Origin of the sequence: Aquimarina algiphila, from assembly GCF_947494415.1 — a bacterium.
In the GTDB taxonomy this organism is placed as follows: Bacteria; Bacteroidota; Bacteroidia; order Flavobacteriales; family Flavobacteriaceae; genus Aquimarina; species Aquimarina algiphila.
This window is the reverse complement of record NZ_CANLVC010000013.1, coordinates 30101-49648: the sequence shown is the minus strand read 5'-3', so window position 1 is coordinate 49648 and position 19548 is coordinate 30101. Positions and strand designations below refer to the sequence as shown.

Annotated in this window: 15 protein-coding genes; 8 read left to right on the top strand and 7 right to left on the bottom strand. The window is 31.5% G+C overall.

Annotated elements, in window-relative coordinates:
• Nucleotides 1-58 precede the first annotated feature (58 nt).
• Nucleotides 59-1639 (top strand): apolipoprotein N-acyltransferase, encoded by a 1581-nt coding sequence (lnt, locus tag PQF96_RS27175; RefSeq protein ID WP_271770128.1) that lies wholly within the window; start codon nt 59-61, stop codon nt 1637-1639.
• Nucleotides 1640-1732: 93 nt separating this feature from the next.
• Here the strand turns inward: lnt and PQF96_RS27170 are convergent, their stop codons facing one another.
• Entirely contained in the window at nt 1733-3193 is a 1461-nt protein-coding gene (locus tag PQF96_RS27170) for a C-type lectin-like domain-containing protein (protein WP_271770126.1), read from the bottom strand.
• Between the two features lie 167 nt (nt 3194-3360).
• On the opposite strand from PQF96_RS27170, the gene PQF96_RS27165 reads away from it, so the two are divergent.
• The 4 genes from PQF96_RS27165 to PQF96_RS27150 all read left to right on the top strand — a co-directional run bounded on the left by PQF96_RS27165 (nt 3361) and on the right by PQF96_RS27150 (nt 8248).
• Entirely contained in the window at nt 3361-5229 is a 1869-nt protein-coding gene (locus PQF96_RS27165; protein ID WP_143917422.1) for an ABC-F family ATP-binding cassette domain-containing protein, read from the top strand.
• Nucleotides 5230-5332: 103 nt separating this feature from the next.
• Nucleotides 5333-5842, top strand: a complete 510-nt coding sequence (locus PQF96_RS27160; protein ID WP_271770124.1) for a hypothetical protein — start codon at nt 5333-5335, stop codon at nt 5840-5842.
• A gap of 103 nt (nt 5843-5945) precedes the next feature.
• Nucleotides 5946-6992, top strand: coding sequence for a helix-turn-helix domain-containing protein (locus PQF96_RS27155; RefSeq protein ID WP_271770122.1), 1047 nt, complete (start codon nt 5946-5948; stop codon nt 6990-6992).
• Between the two features lie 131 nt (nt 6993-7123).
• Complete coding sequence (locus PQF96_RS27150) at nt 7124-8248, top strand: nuclear transport factor 2 family protein (RefSeq protein WP_271770120.1); 1125 nt, start codon at nt 7124-7126, stop codon at nt 8246-8248.
• A gap of 127 nt (nt 8249-8375) precedes the next feature.
• Here the strand turns inward: PQF96_RS27150 and PQF96_RS27145 are convergent, their stop codons facing one another.
• The gene (locus tag PQF96_RS27145) at nt 8376-8972 is read right to left on the bottom strand and encodes a PAS domain-containing protein (protein ID WP_271770118.1); all 597 of its coding nucleotides are present in this window, start codon (nt 8970-8972) and stop codon (nt 8376-8378) included.
• A gap of 243 nt (nt 8973-9215) precedes the next feature.
• On the opposite strand from PQF96_RS27145, the gene PQF96_RS27140 reads away from it, so the two are divergent.
• Nucleotides 9216-9902 (top strand): ABC transporter ATP-binding protein, encoded by a 687-nt coding sequence (locus tag PQF96_RS27140; protein ID WP_109437997.1) that lies wholly within the window; start codon nt 9216-9218, stop codon nt 9900-9902.
• A gap of 66 nt (nt 9903-9968) precedes the next feature.
• Entirely contained in the window at nt 9969-11426 is a 1458-nt protein-coding gene (locus PQF96_RS27135; protein ID WP_271770116.1) for a sodium:solute symporter, read from the top strand.
• On the opposite strand, the gene PQF96_RS27130 is transcribed toward PQF96_RS27135, so the two are convergent.
• Complete coding sequence (locus PQF96_RS27130) at nt 11403-11765, bottom strand: CoA-binding protein (protein ID WP_271770114.1); 363 nt, start codon at nt 11763-11765, stop codon at nt 11403-11405. The genes PQF96_RS27135 and PQF96_RS27130 overlap by 24 nt on opposite strands.
• Before the next feature lie 439 nt (nt 11766-12204).
• Here PQF96_RS27130 and PQF96_RS27125 point away from each other — a divergent pair, with 439 nt between their 5' ends.
• On the top strand, nt 12205-14574 hold the full coding sequence (locus PQF96_RS27125; RefSeq protein ID WP_271770112.1) for a TonB-dependent receptor domain-containing protein: 2370 nt from the start codon (nt 12205-12207) through the stop codon (nt 14572-14574).
• Nucleotides 14575-14865: 291 nt separating this feature from the next.
• Here PQF96_RS27125 and PQF96_RS27120 read toward each other — a convergent pair whose 3' ends face one another.
• The 4 genes from PQF96_RS27120 to PQF96_RS27105 form a co-directional block, all read right to left on the bottom strand.
• A complete protein-coding gene (locus tag PQF96_RS27120) occupies nt 14866-15873 on the bottom strand; it encodes a 3-oxoacyl-ACP synthase III family protein (protein ID WP_109437993.1) in 1008 nt (335 codons plus the stop codon).
• Between the two features lie 332 nt (nt 15874-16205).
• Complete coding sequence (locus tag PQF96_RS27115) at nt 16206-16478, bottom strand: T9SS type A sorting domain-containing protein (RefSeq protein WP_271770110.1); 273 nt, start codon at nt 16476-16478, stop codon at nt 16206-16208.
• Nucleotides 16479-16589: 111 nt separating this feature from the next.
• Nucleotides 16590-17222: a response regulator gene (locus tag PQF96_RS27110; protein WP_109437991.1), complete on the bottom strand. Its 633-nt coding sequence runs from the start codon at nt 17220-17222 to the stop codon at nt 16590-16592.
• Entirely contained in the window at nt 17215-19269 is a 2055-nt protein-coding gene (locus PQF96_RS27105) for a tetratricopeptide repeat-containing sensor histidine kinase (protein ID WP_271770107.1), read from the bottom strand. The genes PQF96_RS27110 and PQF96_RS27105 overlap by 8 nt, the downstream gene beginning before the upstream one ends.
• Nucleotides 19270-19548: the final 279 nt, after the last annotated feature.

Below are 19548 nucleotides of genomic sequence, written 5' to 3'. Positions count from 1 at the left end.
TTTTATTAATTGTAACTAAATAAGTTTAATTTCGTCTTTAACAAGGAAGCCTTTTTTTATGAGAAACATTGTATTGTCCATTATTTCCGGACTCCTACTTACCATCGGGTGGCCTACTTATGGTTTTCCTTTATTTTTATTCTTTGGATTTATCCCTCTACTTATTGCTGAATTTAATATTCGTAAGAATAAATATAGTAAAAGTCAGGTTTTAGGATTGGCATATCTCACATTCTTTACCTGGAATATCATCTCTACTGGATGGCTTTATAATTCTACAGCTTTTGGAATGTGGTTTGCCGTTCTTGTAAATAGCTTAGTCATGGCTCTTGTCTTTTTGACATATCATATTGTAGCCAAAAAGACCACATTTATGGTAAGTAGTATCTTTTTGGTTTGTCTTTGGATGAGTTTTGAGTATCTTCATTTACGATGGGAGTTTTCATGGCCATGGCTTAATTTAGGGAATGGATTCGCTAGCTTCACATCATGGATCCAATGGTATGAATATACCGGGAGTTTTGGCGGGTCTCTTTGGATATGGACTGTAAACATGATTACTTTTAAAAGCATCTTACTTTTCCTAGAGCACAAGGATAAAACTATTCTCTATAGATCTGCAATTCGCAATGGGATAATCATTTCAATACCTATTATAATTTCGATAATTATTCTAAACACCTATGAAGAAAAAGGGCACGATGTTGAAGTTGTAATTTTACAACCAAACATCAACCCATATACTGAGAAATACAATACTAATGATACTCGTATCGGTATTTTGTTAGACTCATTAACAAGATCTGCTGCTACTTCAAATACAGATTTTATTATTGCACCTGAAACTGTTTTTGCTGATAATAATAGGTTAAATAACTTCTCCAGATCTATTGCAAAAAACACTGGTAAAAAATTACTTGACTCTTATCCTAACGCTCATTTCTTATCGGGGATATCAATGATCGACGTTTTTAATAATCCAAATAAAATTCGTAAGCAGACCAATACGTATAAAGAAGGTATTTATTATGATGATTATAACTCAGCTTTTTTTGTTAGACCAAATGGAAGCAGTGAATTATATCACAAAAGCAGACTTGTGGTTGGCGTAGAAAATTTTCCATATCAAAGCTTATTAAAACCAATCGTCGGAGATGCTATGATTGACCTAGGAGGAACAGTAGCAAAAAAAACCACTCAAGAAGATCGAGAAGTATTTTTCACAAACGATAGTATTGGGGTAGCTCCTATTATTTGTTATGAAAGCGTATATGGAGAATATGTAACTGGTTATGTTCGAAACAAAGCAGATTTTCTAGCCATTATCACAAATGATGCATGGTGGGGTAATACCCAAGGACATAAACAACATCTTTCTTATGCAAAACTAAGAGCCATAGAAACCCGAAGAAGTATTGCCAGAAGTGCAAATACAGGTATTTCTGCAATAATTAATCAAACAGGAGATATTGTTTCCTCTTTGGGTTATGAAAAACAAGGAACATTAAAAGGAACATTAAAAGTCAATGAGAAAATTACATTTTATGTAAAGGCAGGAAACTATATTGCTAGAGTTGCTATTTTCCTTTCAATTTTTATATTTCTATTTTCTGTTACCCGACGTAAGCAAAAAAAATAATACTAAGAATTGATCAGGATACTATCTAAACGTATTTATAAAATCAATCAACATATTCTTACCTATCAATCAACTATAAATAAACACTAATTACTAATTATTTACACGATACGTTTTACTTCTATTCGTAATTACTGAACAACTTATTCGCAATCTAGTAACACCTGAGATCTGAAGTACAGGATCTCCTGGAAGCCCACCATATTCAACAATATATCCCTGGGCTTGATATGCTCCTCCCCCTCCCGTAATAGGTAAGTCGTTCCATGAATTTTCAATACCAATAGTATTATCAGTTATATGAGCATAGTTTTCTTCTCCATTTGTCCCCGAACAACAATCATTAGGCTCATTATTATTCCAAAATGCAAATTCACCAGGAGCTACAGCTCCTGTTTGATTTCCATTCCAAAAAACTGTCCCTGCTTCTGGTCCTGTTTCCCAACGCCATTCTCCTTCTCCTGTTCCAAAATTATCACTAGCACCAATCCATCCCGTTCCCGTTATTTGACTTCCTGCAAATGTTGCTTCTATAACACTAGTAAGGGTTGTTAAATATCCCTGAAGACCAAAAAATGTTCTTAGTGCTGCCTCATCTCTTGCATCGTCCCATCGAATGCCCAAAGAAGGAACAAATTCATAATAATGGCCAGTTTCTGGCAAAAACAAAGGAGAACCTAAAACCACAGAAAACTCGCGTAAACCAGTTACAACTGGAGGTGTAGAAGAAAACTCAACTGCTAGAACAGCAGCCTCAAACTCAGCCAAAGTAGTCGGACCTGTTAATGTTAATCTACCCTCGACAACATCCCAACTATCAGTAATATTTGGATGAACTCCTGTTAATGTCAATACATCTTGTCCATTTTGATACCCTGTAGAAACTTGTATAGTTACTTGGTCCAACTCTGTATCATCGACATCAGTAATACTAACTGTTTGTACTACAGGTATAGAATTTGTGGCGTTTGGACAAAAATGTTGATCTCCAGAAACTGTAATAACAGGTGCCATATTTACAAAAGTTTCTATTTGTAAATTATCTACAAAAAAACGATCATTTCCTTGATTCCAATCATTATTAGTATTGATAAATCGTATGGTGGTATTTGCTGAAATAAATCCTGAAATATCTTGAGTAAAAGTATCTGTTGTATTTACTCCATTTCCAAAACTAGCCAAGGTAGTAAAAGGAGCTCCTCCTGTACTTGATATTTGAACATCAATTGTCTCACCAGCTTCTAGACTAAATGTTTCCCAATCAAAAGAAAGCGTAGCAGTGGCAGCACCAGTAAGATCAGCTGTTCGTTGAATTTGCTCATCCCCAGCAAATATAAACCTAAACCGTAATCTATTACCAGTAATCCTTATAAATCCACCAAATGGATCGTCATCGGTAGCAAAGGGCTCTATTTCTGCCCAATTGCCCGCCCAATTTGCAGTCCCATCATTATTTGCATAAGAAACCGTACCGAAATTATCGATATACGTTTCCTGTGCTTCTAACAGAAATATAGTACTAAATAGTACTATTATGATTAGATAAGAACGCATAAGTAGGGGTTTGGGGTTTGTTAATACCACCACATCATCGATGTAATGCTCATAATAACCGATGAAAGTTAAGAATTCTTATCCACAAAAAGTAATTAAACCACAAAAATCTTTTCTAAAACAGAATCTATTTCTATTTATCTTTGCGTCAATTTTAAAATCAATAAGTGAATTACGTATCGGTAGAAAATATAGCTAAAGGATTTGGTGAACGTATTCTTTTTAAGAATATCTCTTTTGGAATTAATGAAGGGCAGAAAATTGGTTTTGTAGCCAAAAACGGAACAGGTAAAACGTCATTATTAGATATTGTTGCAGGAGATGAAGATCCTGATGAAGGACAAGTCGTATATCGTAAAAACCTAAAAGTGGCCTTCTTACCTCAAGAACCTAATCTGGACCCTAATCTTACTATTGAGGAAACTATTTTTGCTTCAGACAACGATATTCTCCAAGTGATTAATGCTTATGAAAAAGCATTACTAAACCCAGATGATGTAGAAGGTTACCAGCAAGCTTTTGAACAAATGGATGCTATAAATGCCTGGGATTTTGAAACCCAATATAAACAGATACTTTTCAAACTTAAATTAGAAGATCTAAGTAAAAAAGTAAGCGAATTATCAGGTGGACAAAAAAAGAGGTTAGCCCTGGCTAATATTTTGTTAAGCAAACCTAATCTTTTATACCTAGATGAACCTACTAACCATTTGGATCTAGAAATGATAGAATGGCTAGAAGAATATTTCGCAAAAGAGAACTTCACATTATTCATGGTTACTCATGACCGCTATTTCCTAGAGAACGTATGTAACGAAATTTTAGAATTAGAAAATGGTCAATTATACAGCTATAAAGGAAATTATGCATACTACTTAGACAATAAAGAAGCTCGTGTTATTAACGAACAAATAAGTACGGATAAAGCAAAACAACTCTATAAAAAAGAACTGGATTGGATGCGACGTCAACCAAAAGCACGTACAACAAAATCAAAATCCAGAATTGATGACTTCTATGAAATCAAGGATAGAGCGCATAAACGCCGTAATGACCACGAAGTACAACTCGAGATTAATATGGAGCGAATGGGAAGTAAAATCCTGGAACTCCACAAAATATCCAAAAGTTTTGATAACAGAGTTCTCCTTGATAAATTCGAATACGTATTCAAAAAAGGAGAACGTATTGGTATAATTGGTAAAAACGGAACCGGAAAATCTACTTTTCTAAATATGATTACAGGATCAATACTTCCCGATCATGGAAAAATAGTTAAAGGAGACACTATAAAATTTGGATATTATACCCAAAGTGGTATATCAATTAAAGAAGGTCAAAAAGTAATTGATGTCATTCGAGAGTTTGGAGATTATATTCCTTTAAAAAAAGGAAGACAAATTTCTGCTCAACAATTATTAGAACGTTTTCTTTTCGATCGTAAAAAGCAATATGACTTCGTAGAAAAGCTAAGTGGTGGTGAGCGTAAAAGATTATATCTCTGTACTGTGCTGATTCAAAATCCTAACTTTTTAATTTTGGATGAACCTACCAACGACCTGGATATTGTAACTCTTAATGTCCTGGAAAACTTTTTATTAGATTTTCCTGGTTGTCTCATCGTTGTATCCCATGATCGTTATTTTATGGATAAAATCGTAGATCATTTGTTTGTTTTTAGAGGTAACGGTATCATTCAGGATTTCCCAGGAAATTATACAGATTATCGTATCTATGAAAATAGTAAAGAACCAGAAGTAACAAAATCAGAAAATACCGAGGTAAAAGCAAAAAACACCTGGAAAAAAGATAACAAAGCAGCACTTTCTTATAACGAACAAAAAGAATTTAATAGAATTGAACGCGATCTTAAAAAATTAGAAATTCAAAAAAAGGAAATTGAAAATTTATTTGCTGAAGGAACGTTACCCGCAGAAAAGATTAATGAAGAATCATTGAAATTGAAAAACATTATTCAGCAAATAGAAGAAGGGGAAATGCGTTGGTTAGAACTTTCAGAAAAGATGGAAGGATAATATGAAAAATATAAATCTTAAATTATAAGGTTTTTGATTTAGAATGTACTTTAAACTAAAAACATACCTCAGATACCTTTTAAAATCTACAAATCAACACGGAGTGCATTCTCCATTTGTATATACTCTGGTTACCAAATGTTTTTATGACAAAAAACACAAATCACTATACCCGGCAATCAAATCTATTTATAAAAAAAACTATATAAATGCTAACATAAGCTTCAAAAACCTGAAACTTATTGATCGATTAATCACATATTTAAACTATAAACAAATTGCTATACTTGAAAACACTTCTCCTCTTCCCTATCAAACATTATTATTAAACAATTCATTGTCCATATCAAAAGATATAAGTAAAAGCAATTATGATTTCATATATATGAATATAAAAGAATATAATAACCATAGTCTGGAAGTTATACTTTCAAACATTCATAATGATTCTTTGTTACTCATTAATGGCATACATCTATCTTTACAAAACATATCTACCTGGGAGCAAATAAAGAATCACCCAAAAGTAACAGTAACTATAGATATTTTTGATCTGGGTTTTGTTTTTTTTAGAAGAGAGCAGGCTAAAGAACATTTTGTCATTAGAGCATAAAAGGTTTTCTAATTGATATATAAATACCGAGCTCATTTTCTTTTACTAGTTTTTCTATTTAATTTTATCATTCCTATAAATATTAGTTTATCGTCTCCTATATATGAATTTCGACAGTCAGTTTTTATTCTTTTTTAGTGCAATTGGAGTTTTTAATAGTACACTTCTAGCTATATATTTTTTCTTTTATGCTAAGCCTAAACACATTTCTAATTATTTTCTGGGAACATTATTAACGGTATTAAGTATTAGAATTTGGAAATCTATATTTTATTACTTTAATAGAGAGCTTTCTAAAATCTATCTTCAAATAGGGTTATCTGCATGTTTTCTTATCGGTCCTTCTTTATTTTTTTATTTGAAATCTATACTAAATCCTTCTTCAAAAAAGATCGACCATTCCTGGAAATATCACTTTCTTTTCTTGTTTATTATTATACTCGCTATTGGTTATAGCTATCCTTATGAAGATTATCCTAACCTTTGGAGATTCTATATTGTAAAAGTAATTTATTATCAATGGTTTGGATACATCTTAGCTTCAGGTTTTCTTTTAAGAAAAGTGATCAAAAAAATGTTTACAAAGCACAATAAATTAAACAGTGCAGAAATATGGATAACAAGTGTTTACTTTGGTAACCTCATTATTTGGATTGCTTATAAAACAGTATCATACACTTCATATATAGTAGGTGCGCTTTCATTTTCTTTTGTATTCTATTTATTACTTCTGATATTATTCTTCCGTAAAAAAAAATACGCTATTCTCTTTAGAGAACCGTCAAAGTATGCAGACAAAAAAATAGAAGAAGCCGAAGCCAAAAGACTTTTTGAAGTATTAGAAGAAACAATGAAGTCCAAAAAACTATATAAAAACCCTAATCTTAAATTACCTGATCTGGCAAAACAAATTCATATACAAACACATCTTTTATCTCAGTTCATAAATGATAATTTGAATAAAAGTTTTTCTTTATTTGTTAACGAATATCGAATACATGAAGCTAAAATATTATTATCAAATAAGGATAAATTCACTATAGAATCCATTGGTTATGAATGTGGCTTTAATTCTAAATCAACTTTTTATTCTACATTCAAAAAACTTACAGGCATGACCCCTACACAGTACAAATCTGCACAGTCTTAACTAGTAAACAAACCCTGTTTTTTTTACATTTTCTAAGTCCAATATTATAAAACCGCACACCTGAATTATAAAATATTACTGATTTTATAACGATAGCCTATATTATTGTGGTTCTTTAAAAAAATAAAAACATGAAGAATCTTTTTTACACAATAGCCTGCATAGCATTTTTTGGTACAACCCAAGCTCAATCTGAAGAAAAACTCATTGCTGACGCTTTGAATCATTATATAGAAGGAACTTCTTATAGAAGACCTGAACAAATAGGTAAAGCATTTTATAAAGATGCAAAGTTGTATCTAAATAACAAAAATGATGAACTTTGGGTAGTACCCTCAAGTGAGTATATTAGTTGGTATGAAAAAGGAGAACAAAACAAATTTAGCGGAAGAACGGGAAGAATACTCAACATCGATCGAGAAAACGATATTGCCGTTGCCAAAGTAGAAATTTTAATTCCTGAGAGAGAACTACGTCTTACAGATCTTTTTTTAATGAAAAAATTAGAAGGATCATGGGTGATCATGAGTAAATCAGCTTCTAAAAGAACATTTGACAAAAATAATGCTGATCATATTTTATTCATTGTATCAAATGCTCATTTCTATGGAAACTCTAAACTTAACACAGGTAATAGTTTTTCTGAAATTGTTAACGCATATCACACCTTTCAGAAGGCTGGTTATACTATTGATTTTGTAAGTCCCGAAGGAGGCGCAATACCACTTGCATATATCAACACTTCTGATCAGTTACAAAAAGAATATTTATACAATAATGATTTTATGGCAGCATTAGAAAATACAAAAAAACCTGCACAAATAGATGCAAAAAACTACAAGGCTGTCTATTATGTTGGTGGTGGTAGCGCTATGTATGGCGTTCCAGAAAATAAGAATATTCAGGAAATAGCAATGGAAATATATGAACAACATAACGGTATTATATCTTCTGTATGCCATGGGACTGCTGGAATTGTAAATTTAAAAACAAAAGATGGAAAATATCTTGTGCAAGGAAAACGTGTTAATGGTTATCCAGACAGCTATGAAAATCCTAATAAAGAATACTATAAACAGTTTCCTTTTTTTATTCAAAAAACTATTGAAAAAAGAGGAGGAACATTTAAGTTTTCACCAAGAAATACACCTCATATAGAAGTTGATGGAAATCTTATTACAGGTCAGAATCATTTATCCTCAGAAATTGTTGCACAAAAAATCATAGAAGTATTATCCAGTAGAGATATTAAATAAGTTTATTGAAACTCATAAAGAGTCTCTTAAAAAGAAGCCCAAGCTATTTTATGATAGTTTGGGCCTTACGAATTAAAAGGTATTAAACCTTAAATCAAATATAATTCTATATCATATACCATTAATACTACCTAAACATTCTTGAAAATACAGTTCTACGTTTGTGGTATTGTAAGTCCTTTGGATCATACGTGCTTTTCTCTTCGGGTAAACAAATTTCTTCTATATATTCACCATAGGTCATATTTTTTTCTTCGAGAAAACCAATCAAATATTTTTCTGCCGTTTCGACACCACTTGCCTGCTCTATTGATAATAGTTTTTTATACAGACTATCTATTGCTGTTATTGTATCTCTAGGTGGAGCTTTTCTTCTTGCAAAAAATGAAGCTATTTGCCCTTCATCATCTACTTTTACATCAAAATCGGTAATCACCCAATAATACCTTCCATCTTTTGCTAAATTTTTCACTAAAGCATGTATATTTTTCTTTGCTAATAAATGTTCCCATAACCATTTAAAAATCACTTTAGGCATATCGGGGTGACGTATCACGTTATGAGGCTGACCAATTAGTTCTTGTTCTTCATATCCACAAATTTGCATGAAATAGTCATTCGCGTATTCTATAATTCCTTTAGGATTGGTTTTACTCATTATAGTTTCCTTAGGATCTAAGGCAATTTCTACATTGATAGGCTCAGGGCGTTTAAGTGCTTTCATATTTATTTATGTTAGTTATGTTTTGCGCAAAACTAATTTTAAGCTTCACCATGAAAAATGACAAAAATCATATTAATAATCAGAAAATAAAGGGCTATCAGGTTTTAACTCAGCTTTAACGCTAAGCCTATGCTTAAATCTTATCAGAAGCGAGAATATTTTGCACTTCATCATGTAACAACTTTTTACCTACTGCGTCATATAGTCTAAAATTGTATCTTAACCATTTGTAAATAATACTACATGGGAAATGTCATAGAAATCAGAGGAATTATAAGAAATTTTCAACTGGGTCAAGAAACTGTATATGTATTAAAAGGCATTGACCTGGATATTGCACGTGGAGAATACCTAGCAATTATGGGGCCATCAGGCTCTGGTAAATCTACTCTTATGAATCTTTTGGGATGTCTGGACACACCGACCGATGGCACTTATAACTTAAATGGAAATGATGTTAGCCAAATGACAGATAATGAATTGGCAGATATCCGAAACCGGGAAATTGGTTTTGTTTTTCAGACATTTAATTTACTTCCTCGAACTACTGCTCTTGATAATGTTGCGCTGCCCATGGTATATGCCGGCTCTTCTAAAAAAGACAGAATAGTAAGAGCAGAAGAAGTATTGACAGATGTTGGACTCTCTGATCGTATGGATCACAAACCTAATCAATTATCAGGAGGGCAAAGACAACGTGTCGCTGTTGGACGGGCATTAGTTAATAAACCCTCTATAATATTAGCAGATGAACCTACCGGTAACTTAGACTCTAAAACTTCATTAGAGATTATGCAGCTTTTTGACGATATCCATGCTGCAGGCAACACCGTTATTCTAGTAACTCACGAGGAAGAAGTTGCAGCACACGCGCATCGAGTAATTCGTTTGCGAGATGGTATGATCGAAAGTGATGTTAGAAATAAATAGTTTTAAATTTATACTCTAGGGTTTCTGGTTAATTTGTATTTTGGGAATCATTTTTAACCGAAATTCATGCAACCTTTACACATTCTACTCCTTATTGCGGCTTATTTTGGGGTCCTCCTTCTTATCTCATATTTTACAGGGAAAAATTCAGGAAATGATGCTTTCTTTAAAGCCAATAGACAATCACCATGGTATATTGTTGCTTTTGGAATGATCGGAGCCTCCCTAAGCGGTGTAACCTTTATTTCTGTACCTGGATGGGTAGAAGCATCACAGTTTAGCTATATGCAGGTGGTTTTGGGGTATTTATTTGGATATTTTGTCATTGCATACATATTGATGCCAATATATTATAGATTAAATGTAACCTCAATATATCAATATTTAGAACAGAGATTTGGTATTGTAAGTTATAAAACCGGAGCATTTTTCTTTTTTATCTCCAGAGTCCTGGGGGCATCTTTCAGGCTATATCTTGTAGCTATAGTGCTACAAAAATATATCTTTGATGAATGGAATATACCTTTTGAAATCACTGTAATACTTTCTATCATTCTTATCTGGATTTATACGTTTAGAGGTGGAATTAAAACCATAGTCTGGACGGATACTTTGCAAACATTATTCATGTTGATAGCTGTTGGAATGGCTATTTTTTACATCAATGATAAAATTGGGTGGTCTTTTTCAGAATTTTTAAACTCTGACGAATTAGCCAACTATAATAAAATATTTTTCTTAGATAATTTTCTGGCAAAAGGGCATTTTTTAAAATCGTTTATAGGCGGTATGTTTATTACTATCTGTATGACCGGATTAGATCAGGATATGATGCAAAAAAACCTTACTTGTCGTAATTTAAAAGAAGCTCAGAAGAATATGATTTCCTTTAGTCTGGTTTTAATAGTAGTTAATTTTATTTTTCTTCTTTTAGGTGCTCTGTTATTTATTTATTCAGATCAATTTGATGTAAGTACCCCCCTAATGGATGGAAAAGCCAAAACAGACTTGTTATTCCCAGAAATAGCCATAAATGGAGGATTGGGAATTATATTAGCTATATCATTCATTCTTGGCTTGGTAGCAGCAGCTTATAGTAGTGCAGATAGTGCACTAACTTCATTGACCACATCATTTTGTGTAGATTTTCTAAACATCGAGAAAAAAGACAAAGAGTTACAAACCGGAATTCGTAAAAGGACTCACGTTGGTATGAGTATACTATTGATTTTAGTCATTATTGTTTTTAAACATGTACTTACAGAAAATGTTATAAGTAACTTATTAACCGTAGCAACCTATACTTATGGACCTCTGTTAGGTTTATTTTCTTTTGGGATTTTTACAAAATATAAAATCCATGATCAATATAGCTGGATAGTAGCCTTAGCTTCAGTTTTGATTATAATCGGAATATCTAATATTCCTCCCGAATTAATTGGAGGATATGAAATAGGTTATGAATTACTACCTCTTAATGGTCTAATTACATTTTTTGGATTAATATTGATTCGTAGAAAGTAACACAAGAGTGCAAGCCAACTCTATCTCTATATTAGCTTCTCTAAGAATTTTATAAAATTCTGGATTTTCTGTCCCCGGATTAAAAATCACTCTTTTTGGATGTAGGTTAACAATAGGAATATAATAAGGTTGTTGTCTCTTAGGATTTAAATACAAAGTTACGGTATCAATATCACCTATATTCTGTATATCTGTATCAACTTGAACACCTGCTACCTCTCCTTTTCTCAAACCAACAGCAGTAACTTTATGGTTATGACTTACTAATTTATGAATTGCAAAATTTGAATACCTATCTTCCTTTAAAGAAGCACCAAGAACTAATGTTTTTTTCTGCATAAAATAGTATTTGTTTTTTTAAACGAAAGGTATCTTTTAAGGCTTCAAATGTAGTAAAAAACGTTAAAAATGACTTGAAAAATGTTAAAAACAAAAGATGAGTGTAACACAAATCTATGTGGTACGTCTTACTTATAAAAGATATGAATTTTCATAAATTTAGTTAGTTAGTTACTTAAATAATAATCAAATTTTATTCATAGTTGATGGTTAGTGTTACTATTTGGTTATTATAGAAAACCGCCCTTTTTTCAAAGGGCGGTTTTTAATTATTTAATATAATGTTAAAGTCTAAAATTAGATGTAACAGAACTTAGACAAGGTCGTCTAACCTTTATACACGATTAATCACCGTGCTAATTTTAGTAAAAAATTCGCATCTGTATTATGTTATACAAAGTACAATGCATTGCATATATCAATCAAATAAACATTCAAAATGAAAACACTTAATCAAAAAACTGTTTTATTACTTTTCTCATTTTGGTGCCTTCTGCTTTCTGCTCAACCCGGTAATGAAGCTGTGGTAGGTACTATCCAAGGAAAAGTTATCGACAAGAACTTAAACCAACCTATCCCCTATGCCACAATTGTAATTAATGATGGAGCTAGTAAAGTAATAACAGGCGGAATTACAACAGAAAACGGAGATTTCCTAATTACCGATATTCCGAAAGGAAATTATACTTTAAAAGTTCAATTTATAGGATACACAACATATTCCCAAGGTATCGAGATTTCAAAAAAGAACAAAGATCTTAACCTAGGTACTATTACACTAGAGGAAGCCGCTGAAGCTTTAGACGATGTAACTATAGTAGCAGAACGAACTACTATCGAACAAAAAATTGATCGTAAAGTTATTAATGTTGGTAAAGATTTAACCACAACTGGAGGTAGTGCAGCAGAAATCATGAATAATATACCTTCAGTTAATGTAGACCAAGATGGTAATATTGCTTTAAGAGGAAATCAAAATGTTCGTATTCTTATTGATGGTAAGCCCACTAACATTGACGCTTCTCAACTATTAAGGCAAATTCCGTCAACTTCTATTAAGAAAATCGAATTAATTACAAATCCTTCTGCCAAATATAATCCAGAGGGAATGAGTGGTATTATTAATATTGTATTACATAAAAATAGCAACATAGGATTTAATGGTAATGTTAATCTAGGGCTTAATTATGATAAAAATGCTCGTTTTAATAGTTCTGTCGATTTAAATTATAGAACAGGTAAAATAAATTTTTATGGTAACTATGGTAATAATATTACCAAAAACCTAAATGCAGGTTTTGTTTTTAGAGAAGATCAAAATTACAGAACAGATTTTCAATTTTTAGATAATAATAAATCACATCTCTTTAAATTCGGGATGGATTTCTTTATTAATGATAACAATACTGTCTCTGTATATACCAATCAAAATCTATTTGATGGTTTAACAAAGGGATCCACAGACATTATTTTCTTAAATAATGATCAAAGCAACTTAACACAAGATTTAATAAGTGATAGTGATAATTTAGGCTCTACTTATAATTTTGACTATAAACATGACTTTAAGAAAGAAGGACATAATATAGAACTTGAAGTCGATTATAATGTTTTTGAAAGTGATAGTGATGATGATTTTCTTTTTATAGGAGGAAACAATTCACTACCAAACTATAATGATCTCATTAATAACGAAAGGAAAAATACGACAATTAACCTGGACTATGTAAACCCTTTATCAGAAAAGACCAAACTAGAAATAGGATATGAGACTCGATTAAGAAGAACCGATAATGATTATGAATCTACTCTTTTTCAGGATTCAAAATATAGTTATGATAGAGATATCCATTCATTTTACACAACATTTGGTCAGAATTTTGAAAAATGGTCATATCAATTAGGTGCTAGAATAGAGAACTATGAAGTAGAAGCTGTATTTAATGGTGAAAAAATATTTGAAGACGATATTTTTACTGTATACCCATCAGGATATCTTAATTATACTCCTGGAGAAAAGAACAGCTATCAGTTAAGTTATAGTCGTAGAATTGATCGACCTGGTTTAAATCAAATAAACCCAATACGAGAATGGAGCACCCCAAGAATTGTTTCTTTAGGAAACCCGTCTCTTGATCCACAATTTACTAATTCTGTTGAAGCTAATTATACACGAAAATTAGAAAAAGGCTCAGTTACTGGAGGAGTATTTTATCGATTAATCAATGATGAAATCAATCAAGTACTAATAGAGAATCCAGATGTAGAAGAAGGTCAAATATTAACTTTTGATAATTTTGAAAACAATTCTGCCTATGGTATAGAAATCTCAAGTAATTATAAAGTAACCAATTGGTGGAGTTTTAATGCAAGTTTTGATCTTTATGGGCAAACTCAAAAAGGAGTAGTAGAAAATGTAAACCGTGAAGTTGATGCCGTAATCTATAATTTTAGAATTAACAATAGTCTTAAAGCTACTAAAAATTTAACTTTTCAAGTTTTTGGATTTTACCGTGGAGAACAAGAAGGTGTATTATTTAAAACTAAACCGTTTTACTTTGTAAATACAGGAGCTCGATACAACTTCATGAAAGGCAAAGGAACGGCTAGTATTAACTTTAATGATATTTTTAATACAATGCGTTTTAGATTTTCTGGAGACAATCCTTACCCACAAAATGGGCAATTTCAAGGAGAAACACAAACTGTTTTTTTAGGGCTATCCTATAGGTTTGGAAGTGGAAAAAACAGAAAGGCATCTAGGAAACGCAGAGATAATAACGAAAAATCAGGTGGAGGCATACTTTAACAGCACTTTTTTTAATAAATATGTTAATAAGAAAAACAATGCTTAATGAATGTGTTAAATTCAATACAGATTCCTCAAAAACTAAATTAACGTTAAAAAAATGTAAAAAAACAACAAATTCTGTAACACATTGCAATTTGTTACGTTTAATATAGTAATCATGGTTATGATTTATTTGAATTAGCCTTTAAAAAATTAATAACCGAGTTATTAGATAAGAAAACGCGAAGCTTAATTGCTTCGCGTTTTTCGTTTTAATTTATCATCTAGCCTAGTCATCGATTTACAATACTACCATTTTATAATAGCACTACCCCATGTAAATCCGCTTCCAAAGGCCGCCAACACCACCAAATCTCCTTCTTTGATTTTGCCTTCTTCCCATGCCTCAGTAAGTGCTATCGGAATTGAAGCAGCTGTAGTATTTCCATATTTTTGAATATTATTGTATACTTGATCATCAGATAGTTTAAATTGTCTTTGTACAAATTGAGATATTCTTAAATTTGCCTGATGTGGTATTAACATATTAATATCTGCCGCCGTAAGATTATTTGCCTGTAATCCTTCATTAATTACTTCTGAAAAACGCACTACAGCATTTTTAAAAACAAACTGACCATTCATATATGGATAATAAGGAATATTCTCTTGTGGGTCTTCTGCAATAATCTCAGGAACCCAATGTTCTGTACTTGGCCCTTCTAAAGATAATTCTTTTGCATGTGCCCCCTCACTATGTAAGTGTGTCGATAAAATTCCTCTACCCTCTTCTTCACTTCTTGTCAATACAGCTGCGCCTGCGCCGTCACCAAAAATAACAGAAACTCCTCGTCCACGGGTAGTCATATCTAAACCTCCACTGTGATTTTCGCTTCCAATAACCAAAACATTTTTATACATTCCGGTTTTTATAAACTGATCTGCAACAGATATTGCATATACAAATCCGCTACATTGATTACGAACATCCAATGCCGGAATAGTTTTCATATCCATCATATCCTGAACCCGTACTCCTCCTCCTGGAAAATACATGTCAGGACTAAGTGTAGCAAAAATTATTAATTCTATATCATCTTTAGAAATATCTGCTCTTTCTATTGCAATTTTTGCAGCTTTAACTCCCATTACAGAAGTACTATTACCATCACCTTTTTTGATATGACGTCTTTGTTTTATACCTGTTCGCTCCTGAATCCACTCATCATTGGTATCCATTATTTTAGAAAGGTCATCGTTTGTCACCACATTTTCAGGAACATAATATCCCAATCCAGATATTTTTGAAGTATACATATAGTTAATTATTGTGTATTGTGCTTTATTTTACGCTTAATTAAAAACTGGCGGACAATATATGTATTCTTAGCATCTTGATAAAAGAAACAGCAATTATATTATATGCACGCATAACAAATACAATTATAAATACCCACATAGTAGCGATATAAAGAAAATGAACTTTAAAATTTACTAAGAGTTCTAAGTAATTTTTCTAAAATCTGAGCTTAAAAAATACTGTAAAGTACATATTGTTATATAATACCCTAGAAAACAACAAACAGATCAACAAAAAAGAGACCACCAACTAAAGTCGATAGTCCCCATTCCCCCAATCTTCCTAAAAACTAGAGTTTTAGAAATTTCTTAATAACTGTTCTATTTTCATCACATATCTTAATCGTATACATCCCTGCTGGGAACGATACAAATGAGATTGTATTTCTGATTGATAATTTTTTATTTTCTTTAACCAAATGCCCTTTTGGATCAAAAATGCTACATCGAGCAGTAGACAAATTAGTTGTGCGATCAATATAAATCTCTCCTTTTATTGGGTTTGGATACACTAAAAAAGTACTACCTCTAGAACTATATATTTCAGTATTAACATCCAACATTACATTAATCTGTTTTCTCTTTAAATATTATATAAGCAAAGATATAAATACATGAGGCGCTATAACATACGTAGCTCTACGTAATCTTACATCAGAATATATGTGTATACATCACAATAATAACTGTTTATTTTTCTGTGACCAGATGAGCAAAGCATTAGGTTTTTGCTCCAGGGTAAGTTTCCTAATAATATTTGCTCTATGTTTTTCTACAGTTCTTACCGAAATACTCAATAGCTCTGCTATCTCAGTGCTAGTCATTTCTTCTGCTATACGCTTTAAAATTTTTATTTCTGATGGAGTTAACTTTTCTATATCAGAATTTCCTTCTCCTATATGGGTAAATCGTTTATATATTTTTTCACTAAAATAAGGTTCTCCTCTACAAACACTTGCTATACAGGCTTCTATTTCACTTAAGGCAAATTCTTTTAACAGATACCCATGAATATTATATTTTACTGCTTCTTCAAAGAATTTTTTCTCTTTGTGAAGAGTTATTAAAATAACCTTGGTATCCATACCATGCCGCTTACAGTTTTTTGCAACATCAACCCCGGTAAGGTTAGGCATTTCAATATCTAAAATAGCAATATCAGGTTTGTCTTTTATAATTGCATTATACGCAGAGAGTCCATCAGCATGAGTGCTAATAATATTATATTTTTTTTCTTTTAAAAACTCTTCTAACCCCCTTAAAAGCAAAGGATGATCATCTGCGATAAGTATATTAGGTTTAAACATGCTTTGGTATATTAAATATAAGTGTGGTTCCCTGATCAATCTCTGAAAGTATTTTAAAGCTGGCTTTCAAGAATTTTGATCGTTCACTTAATGTTTTAAGGCCAATTTTTGAAACAGATGACTTTTCTTTAGAAACATCAAAACCTTTACCATTATCCTTGATAATTATCTCTACATCAGTTTCTTTATTGATTACTATAATTTCTGCAGATCTTGCATTAGAGTGTTTGAGAATATTATTAAAACTCTCCTGCACTAATCTATAAATATTAACTTCTTTTTCTTGATCAAAAACCGTATCAATATTATCAATTTCTGCTGAAATAAATATATCATAGTTCTCATCAATCATCTCTACACTACTTTGTAGTGTTACTGTGAGGCCAAGTTCTTCTAGCTTAAACGGATGTAAACTTCTAGATATTGCACGTACCTCATCAATTACTCCATCTACAATACTCGCTGTCTTTTGATCCTTATTTTGAAGAACCTTATTTTTGACCAACAACAAACTTTGACCGACACTATCGTGTAAATCTTTAGAAATACGTTTACCAACCCGTTCTTGTGTTTGTAGAAGTTCTTGTAAAAAGGATTGTTGTAATTTTTTATTCTTTACCAATAACATTCTATTTCTATATAAATATATAGATATGAACAATAGACTTAAACCTATACCTCCAAATATTAATAAATTTTTCTTCGCTTTATCCTTTGCTTCTAACATATCGATGTTAGCTTTTTGGATAGCAATCTTACTATCTCTCTTCTCAGTCTCATAAAGTGTTTGATAATAAATAACACTATTAGAACGAGTAATATTATATAAAGAATCTTTCAACAATAGATGTCTATCTAAATGAATGATAGCATCAGAAAAATTATTTGCTCCCTTATTTGACTCATAAAGTTCTTTTTCGATGTGTACTTGACTTTGTAAATCATTAGATTTTTTGAAAATCTCTAGTTCTTCCTCAAATATGGGGATAGCTTCATTATATTTTCCCTGAGCTTTTTTAAGTGTTCCTAAAGCTTTTAAATAAAACATTCGATCATACGGATTCTTCACTAATTCTGGCGTCAACTCTAGCGTATCTAAATATCGTTGAGCAATTTCAGTTTTATCATGTTTTGAATAAAACCCAGATACATAGGCTCTTATCCTAAACAAATCAAAAACACTTAACTTACCCTTTTGTGCTAATTCAAGGGCTTTGAGATATGCTTCGCCTTCTTTTATATATTCTTTTGTTTTTACAAAATCACGAGCATCATTTATACTTAACTCTGAAAGAGCTCTATAGTCTTTGTTCTTTTGACTATTTAGCAACGCTCTAATCCGTTTTCTTTCTTCAAAAGATTTTTCCAAAAGATAAAGTTGACTAAAAATCCCTGATATCGCCAATCCACTATATGCCATATACGCTGTATCTTTCATCGCAGTATACAATGTATTAGCAGTCTGATATTTTATCACTGCTTGAGAAAGTCTACCTAATCGTTCTGTTGCCTGTCCATTAAAATATACCGCATCAGCTTCATAAATGGTGTCCTTTGTTTCGTGATAAACTTTTTCGGCATTATTATAATCTATTATTGCCTTTTCTAAATCATCAATTTGGTAGTTTGCCCCTGCTTTTTTCACATACAGGTGTCCCAAATTAATTCTATTTTTAATTTTATTACTATCCCCGAGAATATTATTTACAATAACAAGAGCAGAATCGGGTTTATTTATCACTTGAAGATAATGATAAGTGAGTTTAGAGGTCCTAAAAGCAGCTAAATCAATACTATCCAATTGTTTAGCTAGATTTATATATTGAAGCGTATATTTGGAAAAATTTTGTTTATAAAATTCAAAATCTTTATCATGCATTTTACCAATTTCTCCAGATAAGGAGTCCAACAACTGAAGTTTTTCATTTTTGTTGGTTGCATTTTCTACTTTATCTATTAAATCAACTATGACTTCTTTCTGCTGCGAAAATGCACAATAGTGAAGCACAACAACAAGAGTAAATGTGTATATTTTACTTCTAAACATTTTTAGGGGTTTTCTAAGATGTGAAGATACGATAAATGTATTTTTAAATTATATCAACATATTTCATTACTATCATTTTTTAATATTTAATAGATTCATGACAATAATTTAAATAGAAATCATATAAAGAACAGCTATATTCCAATTTATTTAAGCTAAAAACATGTAGTAAATAAGCTTCGAGGTGGTAAACTTGAGATTCCACTGAAAAATCGGGATGAGTTCAACTATCTATTTTAAATACATTGCTCCGCAATTTTTCAAAATATAGTTTCACTA